Source organism: Streptomyces sp. MBT53 (assembly GCF_016654115.1).
GTDB lineage: Bacteria > Actinomycetota > Actinomycetes > Streptomycetales > Streptomycetaceae > Streptomyces.
The window spans coordinates 1-11,621 of the sequence record NZ_JAEQAZ010000237.1 but is presented as its reverse complement, the minus strand read 5'-3'; the positions used below and the strand labels follow the sequence as shown (position 1 = coordinate 11,621).

At 69.0% G+C, this 11,621-nt stretch carries 6 protein-coding genes, 3 tRNA genes and 1 pseudogene; 5 read left to right on the top strand and 5 right to left on the bottom strand.

Features of this window, described 5'->3' with window-relative positions:
• On the top strand, positions 1–2,811 hold a 2,811-nt coding region (locus tag JHN45_RS54245; protein ID WP_307783380.1), incomplete at its 5' end, for a LamG-like jellyroll fold domain-containing protein.
• A 541-nt stretch (positions 2,812–3,352) separates the two neighbouring features.
• On the opposite strand, the gene JHN45_RS45425 is transcribed toward JHN45_RS54245, so the two are convergent.
• From JHN45_RS45425 to JHN45_RS45415, 3 genes are all read right to left on the bottom strand, one after another.
• A tRNA-Ile gene (locus JHN45_RS45425) sits at positions 3,353–3,426 on the bottom strand.
• 185 nt (positions 3,427–3,611) lie between these two features.
• Positions 3,612–3,687 (bottom strand) — tRNA-Asn (locus JHN45_RS45420).
• A gap of 6 nt (positions 3,688–3,693) precedes the next feature.
• Positions 3,694–3,766 (bottom strand) — tRNA-Asn (locus JHN45_RS45415).
• A 182-nt stretch (positions 3,767–3,948) separates the two neighbouring features.
• Here JHN45_RS45415 and JHN45_RS45410 point away from each other — a divergent pair.
• The 4 genes from JHN45_RS45410 to JHN45_RS45395 all read left to right on the top strand — a co-directional run bounded on the left by JHN45_RS45410 (position 3,949) and on the right by JHN45_RS45395 (position 9,576).
• Positions 3,949–4,254 (top strand): YtxH domain-containing protein, encoded by a 306-nt coding sequence (locus tag JHN45_RS45410; RefSeq protein ID WP_200710043.1) that lies wholly within the window; start codon positions 3,949–3,951, stop codon positions 4,252–4,254.
• Positions 4,255–4,305: 51 nt separating this feature from the next.
• Complete coding sequence (locus tag JHN45_RS45405; protein WP_200710044.1) at positions 4,306–5,763, top strand: FGGY-family carbohydrate kinase; 1,458 nt, start codon at positions 4,306–4,308, stop codon at positions 5,761–5,763.
• A gap of 151 nt (positions 5,764–5,914) precedes the next feature.
• A complete protein-coding gene (locus JHN45_RS45400; RefSeq protein WP_200710045.1) occupies positions 5,915–7,648 on the top strand; it encodes an ABC transporter ATP-binding protein in 1,734 nt (577 codons plus the stop codon).
• The gene (locus JHN45_RS45395; protein WP_200710046.1) at positions 7,648–9,576 is read left to right on the top strand and encodes an ABC transporter ATP-binding protein; all 1,929 of its coding nucleotides are present in this window, start codon (positions 7,648–7,650) and stop codon (positions 9,574–9,576) included. Before JHN45_RS45400 ends, JHN45_RS45395 begins: the two co-directional genes overlap by 1 nt.
• Before the next feature lie 147 nt (positions 9,577–9,723).
• On the opposite strand, the gene JHN45_RS45390 is transcribed toward JHN45_RS45395, so the two are convergent.
• Both JHN45_RS45390 and JHN45_RS45385 read right to left on the bottom strand, forming a co-directional pair.
• Positions 9,724–11,031: an RNA polymerase sigma factor gene (locus tag JHN45_RS45390; protein ID WP_200710047.1), complete on the bottom strand. Its 1,308-nt coding sequence runs from the start codon at positions 11,029–11,031 to the stop codon at positions 9,724–9,726.
• 81 nt (positions 11,032–11,112) lie between these two features.
• Positions 11,113–11,621, bottom strand: a pseudogene (locus tag JHN45_RS45385) (DNA primase); the annotation flags it as partial.

The following is an 11,621-nucleotide window of genomic DNA, read 5'->3' as shown; positions in this document are numbered from 1 at the left end:
GGCTTGCCAGAGTCCGGCGGGAAGAACTCCCTGCCCGCCGGACTCTGGCAAGCCACCGGCACCGGCGGCGGCAAGGTGGATCCCGTAGCCCGGAACATCGGCATCGACGGCAACGGCGCCTCCACCACCCAGGCTGCCACCTCCTTCACCGGCACCCAGGCCATCACCGGCCACTTCTTCACCGGAGCCGGCTTCAACGACGTCCTCGACTACGGCTACGACACCTCCACCGGCGCCGTCAGCGGCGAGATCCTGCGCGGCCAAGGCGACGGAACCGACCTCCAGCCCGTCGACTCCCATCCCATCACCAATGCCGCCGGCGTCTTCGCCCTGACCACGACCACCACCGGCGACGGCGAGACCACGACCGTCACGACCACCCCCGCCACCTCCATCGCCAGCGGCGGTGGTCTCTACAACACCGTCAACGGTGACGCCGCAACGGGCTACCCGGACCTCCTCCTGCTGATCAACGGATCTCTGTACGACGAACCCTCCAACGTCGGCGCGGGCCTCTACCCCGGTGCCGACCAGGCCACCGACCTGACCGACTACAACCCCTACTGCATGGCCCAGAACACCGCGACCACCACCAACTGCACCACCGGCTGGAGCGGCTGGACCATCACCAGCACTCTGGTGGGCGGCCTGCCGGCCGTGTTCGCCCGCGACACCAGCACCGACACCAGCGACCCCTCCCACGGTCAGCTCTGGTACCTCAGCCCCGACAACCTGCAGACCCTGACCTACGACTCCCTCTCCAACGGCGCCACCGACGCCACGCTCACCTCCGTCGAGGCCGCAACCACCGGCTGGGACTCCACCAGCCAGCCCACCCTCCAGGCCGCCGACATCAACAACGACGGCACACCCGACCTGTGGACCACCAGCAGCGCCGGCACCACCACCGCCCATGAGATGGCACTGTCCGGCACCATCGCCACCTGGACCACCCTCACCGGCCAGGCCCTGAGCACCGACACCCACGACTGGCCGCTCAACGACTACGACACCACGGCCCTGACCACCGACGACTCGGCCACCACAGCGATCACCCTCACCGGCACCAGCGGCGTCACCGCGCCCACCGACGGCCTGTTCGACCCCGACGTCGCCCTCGACTCCGCCGACCACGACTACCTGCAGGGCAGCAAAGCCCTGGATCTCACCAAGTCCTTCACCGTGTCCCTCTGGGCCGATCCCACCGCCTACGGCGGCGCCGTCCTCTCCCAGAACGGCAGCGCGGACTCGGGAATCCTGCTGATCCCCACCACGGACGGCTGGCAGTTCAGCCTCAACACCGGTGCGGGCACAGCCTGGAGCTTCGACACCGTCACCGGCGGCACCGTCCACCTCGGCACCTGGGCCCACCTCACCGCCACCTACGACAAGACCACCGGCGTGATGAACCTCTACGTCGACGACGTCTTCGTCACCACCGGCAGCCACACCGCCCCCAGCACCGGTGCCAGCGGCACCTTCCAGCTCGGCGACGACTGGCACACCAGCGCCCGCGCCGACTACTTCACTGGTGAACTCGCCCGCGTCCAGACCTGGACCGGAGCCGTCGTACCCCCCGCCCAGCCCTACACCCCCGCCGGATACCACCAGGCCGTCACCCCCACCCGCATCCTCGACACCCGCACGAGCAGCGGCCTCACCTACACCAGCGGCGTCACCGCCGGCACCAGCACCGTCGCGACCGACTCCGTCACCCATCTGAAGATCGCGGGCGACAGCGTCACCTCACCCGTCAGCGGCGCACCCACCACGATCCCGGCCTCGGTCACCGCGGTCGCCGTCGACGTCACCGCCACCGCGCAGACCGACGGCGGCTACGTCACCACCTACGCCGACGGCACCCAGCGCCCCAAGACCTCGTCCACCAACTTCGCCGCCTCCACCACCGCGACCGGCTACCAGATCGTCCCCGTCGGCAACGACGGCAAGATCGACCTGTACACCCACATCAACACCACCGGCGGCACCGCAGCCCTCATCGTCGACGTCACCGGCTACTTCACCAGCGACGCCACCGTCACCGGCGACCAGACCTACACACCGCTCACCAGTGCAGTCCGCGCTCTGGACACCCGCTCCAGCGTCGCCCACACCAGCCTCACCAGCACCGGCACCGTGGCAGCCGACAAGACCTTCACCCTGCAGATCACCGGCCAGAACGGCATCCCCAGCGCCGCCACCGCCGTCGCCGTCAACCTCGCCGCCGCCGACGCCACCGGCACCGGCTACCTCCAGACCTACGCCACCGGATACGCCCCCACCGCCGCCACCAGCCTCAGCTTCAACAGCGGCAACGCCATCGCCTCACTCTCCGGCGACGTCCCCATCGGCACCTCCGGAACCATCACCATCTCCGTCCACGCCAGCGCCACCGCCGTCCTCGCCGACATCTCCGGCTACTACACCACCGGCACCACCGGCCAGAAATTCCACACCATCAACCCCACCCGCCTGGTCGACACCCGCAGCGGCATCGGCGGATCCACCACCCCGGTCGCCGCCAACAGCACCTACACCCTCAACAGCACCACCACCCAGCACGTCACCACAACCACCACCCCCACCATCGCCGCCATGGTCACCATCACCGGCCCCACCGCCGGCGGCAACGCCACCGTCTACCCCACCAGCACCGGCAAACCCGCCACCAGCAACATCAACTGGGGCACCGGCGACACCCTCGCCAACCTCACCCTCACCCCCACCGACACCAGCGGATCCATCACCCTCTACAACGACAGCACCGGCACCACCGACCTCGTCATCGACTCCAGCGGCTACTACACCTGACAGCACCAGCCCGTTGAAACCGCGGGGCCGGGCACACAGCACGTGCCCGGCCTCGATCAACTTCCTGCACAGGGCAAACATGCAGCGCGGGCGCCGATCCACGCTCAGGCAAGTTGGCCACCACTGCCTGCCTCTGCATTGCTGCCAGAGCGGTCGAGTCCGTTCAGAGGCTGCTGCACCTGTGTTCCGGGCCGTTTCCTCTTCGGGCCGTTTCCCTAACCACTCGGCCATCGCCAGACGCCCTCTCAACAGCCGCCTGCGGAGGGGACAATGGATCAGCCGCAAGACACCGTGCCTGGACCCGACCGCGCCGCCCCGGCCCCTGTACGGCCCCCGGGTCTCGGCATCGCCCCTCAGAGCCGTCACCCGGACCACGAGCGGCAACCGCGAGTACCTACTCCACCGCAGGTCAGAAGGGTGGGACCTACCCCGAGCGCCACCGGACCCCAAACCCACGAGCAGCGGATTCAGTCCATTCAGGCAAAGTTGACGATCCGACAGAACAAAATGAACGTTTCCGCAGGTCAGAAGCCTGCGCAGGTGGGGCGGGTGGGACTCGAACCCACGGCCGACGGATTATGAGTCCGCTGCTCTAACCGGCTGAGCTACCGCCCCATTACGGCGCGTCGCGCACATTTGTGCGCGCCGTCTGCCGCAGCATAGCCGCTCATACGATCTCCTGCCTCGGATGGTCGACTTCGCACGACCATGAGGACTGCGGCCTGCGCCGGGCGGTTCCGGGGGACATGAAAAAGGACCCCAACGGGGTCCTCGTCCACTCGCCAAGCACTGCCAACTCCTGGCTCTCCCGACTGGACTCGAACCAGTAACCTGCCGGTTAACAGCCGGCTGCTCTGCCAATTGAGCTACGGAAGACCGAAGCTCCCCCGACTGGACTCGAACCAGTAACCTGCCGGTTAACAGCCGGCTGCTCTGCCAATTGAGCTACAGGGGAATGCCTCGTTGCATCGATCGTACCTACCCGGGTATTCGCCAGGGGGCGTGCGCTCGCTGCGACACATACATTAGCGCAAGCAGGGGGGTGCTCCGCCAATCGGTTCCCCCGGCACCGATGCCGCGCCGGAGACCCGCGAGGGACGGACCCGCGAGGGACTACGCAAGGGAAGGGTGGCCGTCATGCGCTACAAGCTCACGTTCGTCGTCGGACTGGCTCTGGGTTACGTGCTGGGCACGCGGGCCGGACGCGAGCGCTACGAGCAGCTGAAGAAGTCGGCACGCCAGGTCGCGCAGAACCCGGCCGTGCGCAACACCGCCGAGTCGGCGGCGCAGCAGGGCCGCCAGTTCGCGGGCAAGGCGTACCACGCGGTCGGCGAGAAGGTGGGCGATCGGGTCCCCGACTCGGTCGCCCAGCGCGTACGGTCCCTGCGTGAGCGCAACGCGAACGGCACGGGCGAGGACGACTGGGGCACCAGCAACACCTAGGGAGCCCCGACCCGGCGCCGCCACCTCCCGCCGTACGGCAGAATTTCCGCCATGGGGATAGTCGCCGGGTTGGACAGTTCGCCCGATTTCACTCGCATCGTTGTCTGTGACACGGACACGGGGTCCGTGCTCAGGCAGGGATACGCGCCGCATCCGGTCGAAACCGAGACCGAGGGCGGCGGGCGGCCCTCCGACGTCGATCCACAGGCCTGGCTGCTGTCGCTGGGCGAGGCGGCCGGTGGGGGGCTGCTGGAAGGTGTGCAGGCCATCGGCGTGTCCGCGCAGCAGAACGCGCTGGTGCCGCTGGACGCGCAGGGCAACACCGTGCGGCCCGCGATGGTCGGCGGTGACAAGCGGGCGCAGGTGGCCGCCGCCGATCTGATCGACGCGCTCGGCGGTCGCGAGGCGTGGGCGCAGGCGGTGGGCTGTGTCCCGCAGGCCGCGCAGCCGGTGACCAAACTGCGCTGGCTGAACCGGACCGAGCCCGACAACGCCCGCCGTACGGCTGCCCTGTTGCAGGCCCACGACTGGCTGGTGTGGCAGCTCCTCGGGCGGCCGGTCAGACGGACCACCGATCGGGGTGGGGCCTCCGGGACCGGGTACTGGTCCGCGGCCGGCGGCGGTTACCGGCCCGACCTGGTCGAGTTGGCCCTCGGTCACCAGGCCATGCTGCCCGAGGTGATCGGCCCGTCCGACGCGGCCGGTACGACTCCGGAGGGGCTGCTGATCTCCGCCGGGACCGGCGAGACGATGGCCGCGGCCTTCGGGCTCGGGATCGGCTTCGGGGACGCGGTCGTGTCACTCGGTGCCTCCGGATCCGTGATGGCCGTACATCACGAGGCGCTCGTCGATCAGAGCGGGATGATCACCTCGCTGGCCGACGCGACCGGGATGCATCTGCCGGTCGTCACCACACTCAACGCCGTACGGACCCTGCGCGGGGCCGCCGAGCTGCTGGGGCTGCCCGATCTGGAGAGTCTGTCCGAGCTGGCGATGAAGTCGACGCCGGGTGCGCACGGGCTGGTGTTCCTGCCGTATCTGGAGGGTGAGCGGACGCCGAACCTGCCGCACACCGCCGGGACGCTGGCGGGGCTGCGGCGGGAGTCGATGAAGGCGGAGCATCTGGCGCGGGCCGCGTTCGAGGGCATGCTGTGCGGGCTCGCGGACGCGCTGGACGTGCTGCGCGGGCGGGGCGTGTCGGTACGGCGGCTCTTCCTGCTCGGGCCGGCCGCCGAACTGCCCGCCGTGCAGGCCGCGGCGCCCGCGCTCTTCGGGACGCAGGTCGTCGTACCGCAGCCCGCCGACTACGCGGCGATCGGCGCCGCCCGGCAGGCCGCGTGGGCGCTCGGGGTCTCGCAGGGGACGCTGGACCCGCGTACGCCGCCGCCCTGGCAGGGGCCGGTCGCGCAGGTGCTGGAGCCGGGGGACGAACTGGCCGTGGGTCAGGCGGTGCGCCAGCAGTACGTGTCCGTGCGGGAACAGACCCATCCGGGCGCGTTCCGCGCCTGAGGATCGGAGCGTTCCGCTCTTAAGGGTTCATAACAGCATCAAGGGCACTGCTGTTGGCTTAATCAGTTGAGGTAACGCGGGTGGAGTGTCCGACGATGGGGGCGAGGGGCACACCGCCCGCCCCCCACCCGCCGACTCCGAGAGACCCAGCGTGCTCATACGACTTCTGCGGACCTATCTCAGGCCCTACCGGAAACCCATCGCCCTGCTGGTGCTGCTGCAGTTCCTGCAGACCTGCGCCACCCTCTACCTGCCCACCCTGAACGCGCACATCATCGACAACGGTGTCGTGAAGGGTGACACCGGTTACATCCTGTCGTTCGGCGCCCTGATGATCGGGATCTCACTGGTCCAGGTCGTCTGCAACACCGGTGCCGTCTACTTCGGCGCGCGCACCGCTTCGGCGGTCGGCCGGGACATCCGGGGCGCCATCTTCGACCGGGTGCAGTCGTTCTCGGCCCGCGAGGTCGGTCAGTTCGGCGCGCCCTCGCTGATCACCCGTACGACCAATGACGTCCAGCAGGTCCAGATGCTGGCCCTGATGACGTTCACCCTGCTCGTGTCGGCGCCGATCATGTGCGTCGGCGGGATCATCCTGGCGCTCGGTCTGGACGTGCCGCTGTCCGCGGTGCTGATCGCGGTGGTGCCGACGCTGACCATCTGCGTGACGCTGATCGTGCGCCGGCTGCGCCCGCTGTTCCGGGCCATGCAGGTGCGCCTGGACGCGGTGAACCGGGTGCTGCGCGAGCAGATCACCGGCAACCGGGTGATCCGCGCGTTCGTCCGGGACGAGTACGAGAAGGACCGGTTCCGGAAGGCCAACAGCGATCTCACCGAGATGCAGCTGAAGACCGGCAATCTACTCGCACTGATGTTCCCGGTGGTCATGACGACGGTGAACCTGTCGTCGATCGCGGTGGTCTGGTTCGGCGCCCATCGCATCGACAGCGGCGGGATGCAGATCGGTGATCTGACCGCGTTCCTCGCCTACCTCATGCAGATCGTGATGTCCGTGATGATGGCCACCTTCATGTTCATGATGGTGCCGCGCGCGGAGGTCTGCGCCGAGCGCATCGAGGAGGTCCTCGACACGGAGAGCAGTGTCGTGCCGCCGGTGGCCCCCGTCTTCGAGCTGCGCCGGCACGGGCACCTGGAGGTCCGCGGGGTCGGCTTCTGTTACCCGGGCGCCGAGGAACCCGTACTGAAGTCCATCGACCTGGTGGCCCGCCCGGGCGAGACGACGGCCGTGATCGGCTCGACCGGCAGCGGAAAGTCCACCCTTCTGAGTCTGGTCCCGCGTCTGGTTGACACGACCGACGGCGAGGTCCTCGTCGACGGTGTCGACGTGTCGACCATCGACCCGGTGCTGCTCGCCAAGACGGTCGGCCTGGTCCCGCAGAAGCCGTACCTCTTCGCGGGGACGGTCGCCACCAACCTTCGCTACGGCAATCCGGACGCGACGGACGAGGAGTTGTGGCACGCGCTGGAGGTGGCGCAGGCCAAGGGCTTCGTCGAGGGGCTGGAGAACGGCCTCGACTCGCCCATCGCGCAGGGCGGCACGAACGTCTCCGGCGGTCAGCGGCAGCGGCTCGCGATCGCCCGGACCCTCGTCCAGCGGCCGGAGATCTACCTCTTCGACGACTCCTTCTCCGCCCTCGACTACGCGACCGACGCGGCGCTGCGGGCGGCCCTCGCGCACGAGACCGCCGAGGCGACCGTGGTGATCGTGGCACAGCGGGTGGCGACCATCAGGGACGCCGACCGCATCGTCGTACTGGATGAAGGTCGGGTTGTGGGGACGGGGCGCCATCACGAGTTGATGGCGGACAACGAGACGTACCGAGAGATCGTGCTCTCCCAGCTCACGGAAGCGGAGGCTGCCTGATGGCCGGGCCCATGGGGCGGATGATGGCCGGGACGGGCCCCGACGCCCGTTCGATGGACTTCAAGGTGTCCGGCAAGCGGCTGATCAGTCAGTTCAAGCCGGAGCGGCTGACCATCGGCATCCTGCTGGTGTGTGTGGTGATCAGCGTCGGGCTGAACGTGGTGGGGCCGAAGATCCTCGGCAACGCCACCGACCTGGTCTTCGCGGGCATCATCGGACGGCAGATGCCGGCCGGGACGACCAAGGCACAGGCCCTCCAGGCGATGCGCGACCGCGGCCAGAACTCGATCGCGGACATGCTCAAGAGCACGGACTTCACGCCGGGCAAGGGCATCGACTTCACCTCGGTGGGTCATGTGCTGCTGCTCGCGCTGGGCACGTTCATGGTGGCCGGGCTGCTGATGGCGGTGGCGACCCGGATGGTCAACCGGGCGGTCAACCGGACCATGTTCCGGCTGCGCGAGAGCGTGCAGACGAAGATGTCGCGGCTCCCGCTGTCGTACTTCGACAAGCGGCAGCGCGGTGAGGTGCTCTCGCGCGCGACCAACGACATCGACAACATCGGGCAGACGCTCCAGCAGTCGATGGGCCAGCTGATCAACTCGCTGCTCACGATCATCGGCGTCCTCGCGATGATGTTCTGGGTGTCATGGCTGCTGGCGCTGGTCGCGCTGGTGACCGTGCCGCTGTCGTTCCTCGTCGCCACCCGCATCGGCAAGCGCTCGCAGCCGCACTTCGTGCAGCAGTGGCGCTCGACGGGCAAGCTCAACGCGCACGTCGAGGAGATGTACACCGGGCACACCCTGGTGAAGGTGTTCGGGCGGCAGGACGAGTCGGCGAAGCTGTTCGCCGAGCAGAACGACGCGCTCTACGAGGCCGGCTTCAAGGCGCAGTTCAACAGCGGGGTCATGCAGCCGCTGATGATGTTCGTGTCGAACCTCAACTACGTGCTCGTCGCGGTCGTGGGCGGCCTGCGGGTCGCGTCCGGCTCGCTCTCCATCGGTGACGTGCAGGCCTTCGTCCAGTACTCGCGCCAGTTCTCGATGCCGCTCACCCAGGTCGCGTCGATGGCGAACCTGGTCCAGTCCGGCGTCGCCTCCGCCGAGCGGATCTTCGAACTCCTCGACGCCGAGGAGCAGTCGGCCGACCCGATGCCGGGCGAGCGCCCCGAGGAACTGCGCGGCCTGGTCGCCCTGGAGCACGTCTCCTTCCGCTACGACCCCGACAAGCCGCTCATCGAGGACCTCTCGCTGACGGTGGAACCGGGCCACACGGTCGCGATCGTCGGCCCGACCGGCGCCGGCAAGACCACGCTCGTCAACCTCCTCATGCGGTTCTACGAGGTCTCCGGCGGGCGCATCACCCTCGACGGCGTCGACATCGCGCGGATGTCCCGCGACGAACTCCGCGCCACCATCGGGATGGTGCTGCAGGACACCTGGCTGTTCGGCGGCTCGATCGCCGACAACATCGCGTACGGCGCGTCGCGGGAGGTCACCCGGGGCGAGATCGAGGAGGCGGCGCGGGCGGCGCACGCCGACCGGTTCGTCCGTACGCTGCCCGACGGCTACGACACGGTCATCGACGACGAGGGCACGGGCGTCAGCGCCGGTGAGAAGCAGCTCATCACCATCGCGCGGGCGTTCCTGTCCGACCCGACGATCCTGGTCCTGGACGAGGCGACATCCTCGGTCGACACCCGCACCGAGGTACTGATCCAGAAGGCGATGGCCAAACTCGCCCACGGGCGTACGTCGTTCGTGATCGCGCACCGGCTCTCCACGATCCGGGACGCGGACACGATCCTGGTCATGGAGAACGGCTCGATCGTCGAACAGGGCGGGCACGGGGAGCTGTTGGCGGCGGACGGGGCGTACGCGCGGCTGTACAAGGCGCAGTTCGCGCAGGCGGTGGCGGAAGTGGACTAGCCCGTCTTGTATCTGACGGTCCGTCGTGGCTGGTCACGCAGTTCCCCGCGCCCCTAAAAACGCCGTGCGTTTTAGGGGCGCGGGGCTGTGTACATGTGCGGCTCCGCCGCGGGGCGCGACCAGCCCCCACCGGACCCGCACCCGGCATCAGTCCAGATAACCCCTGAGCTGATCCGCAAATGCATGGTCCCGCAGCTTGTTCAGAGTCTTCGACTCGATCTGCCGTATCCGCTCCCGGGTCACCCCGAAGATCCGCCCGATCTCCTCCAACGTGCGCGGACGCCCATCCGCCAGCCCATACCTGAGCTGCACGACCTTCCGCTCACGCTCGCCGAGCGTCGACAGCACCGCTTCCAGGTGCTGCCGCAGCAGCAGGAACGCAGCCGACTCCACGGGACTCGTCGCGTCGCCGTCCTCGATCAGGTCGCCGAGGGCGACGTCGTCCTCCTCCCCCACCGGCGCGTGCAACGACACCGGCTCCTGAGCCAGCCGCAGCACCTCGCTGACCCGCTCCGGCGCGAGGTCGAGGTGGTCGGCCACCTCCTCCGGCGTCGGCTCGTAGCCGCGCTCCTGGAGCATCCGGCGCTGGACGCGGACGACCCGGTTGATCAGCTCGACGACGTGCACCGGGACGCGGATCGTGCGGGCCTGGTCGGCGAGGGCCCGGGACATGGCCTGCCGGATCCACCAGGTCGCGTACGTCGAGAACTTGTAGCCGCGGGCGTAGTCGAACTTCTCGACCGCCCTGATCAGGCCGAGGTTTCCCTCCTGGACGAGGTCGAGCATGGTCAGCCCGCGGCCGACGTACCGTTTGGCGACGGACACCACGAGCCGCAGGTTCGCCTCGATGAGCCGGCGCTTGGCCATCCGGCCCATGACGACCAACTTGTCGAGGTCGAGGGCGAGTTGGCTGTCCAGGTCGACGGCGCTGCCGAGCCGCTCCTCGGCGAACAGGCCGGCCTCGACGCGGCGGGCGAGTTCGACCTCCTCGGCCGCGGTGAGCAGGGGGATACGGCCGATCTCGCGCAGGTACTGGCGGAACAGGTCCGAGGAGGGCGCGCCGGTGTCGGCGACCCGGCTGCGGGGCCGTACGTCGGGCTCGGGGGCCTCGGCGGTCTCCACCGCTTCGGCCGTCGGTTCTTCGAGCTCGGGCGGGCTCTCCGGGTCCGCGTTTTCCGGGTGGTGCGCGGCACGGCTCTGCGGAGGGACGGTCGCGAGGACGTCTGTCTCCGCTTCCGGTTCCGCGCCGTCCGTCGTGCTGGTCTCGGTCTGGTCGAGGGTCTGGGTCTGCACGGGGGCGACCTCCAGGATGATCGCTGCCAGGGGGTACGGCAGCGGTACTTCAGGGGCGGAGTGGGCGGCCTCGCCGCAATCCGTCCCGTACTCGATGAGCGGAACCGCGGGGGTGAAGGACCCGCTGGGGACGGATCGGCCGCGCTCCGAGGACTCAGGCACCGGAACCCAGTGTGGAGTACGACACATCGCCGCCACGAGGGGCGTGCGGTGACTTTTTGAGTCCGTTCCGTAACTACGCGCTCAGAGCGCTGTGGCGCCGTGCACCTGGAGTGCCTGGTCGTACTGCTGGAGAACCCACAACTCGTTCTGTACGGCGGCCAGTTCCGCCGAGTCTCCGTGGCTGCCGAGGCGGGTGAGCGCGCCCTGGATGTCGTGGATCCGGCGTACTACGGCTCTTCGGCGGACGGTGACGAGCTGCTCGCCCGCGTAGTTCTCGTCGACCGTGCGGCGCAGGATGGCCTCCACGGCGAGCTCGGTGACCATCGCGCGGACCGCGTCGTCCGGTGCCGCCTCGCGGACCCGGACGAGATAGTCCTGGGCATCCTGGAGGCCGTACTCGGCGCCGCCCGCCTCGATGATCGCCTCGCGTACGGCCGCGTAGGGCGCGGCGGTGAACTCGTCGACGCCGTACGCGTCAAAGGCCGGGGAGACCAACTCGGGGCGTTGGAGGGCGAGTTTGAGGAGTTCGCGTTCGGTGGCGAAGACCGGGTTGCGGAGGGTGAGGGCGGGGCCGCCGGTGGGGGTGCGGG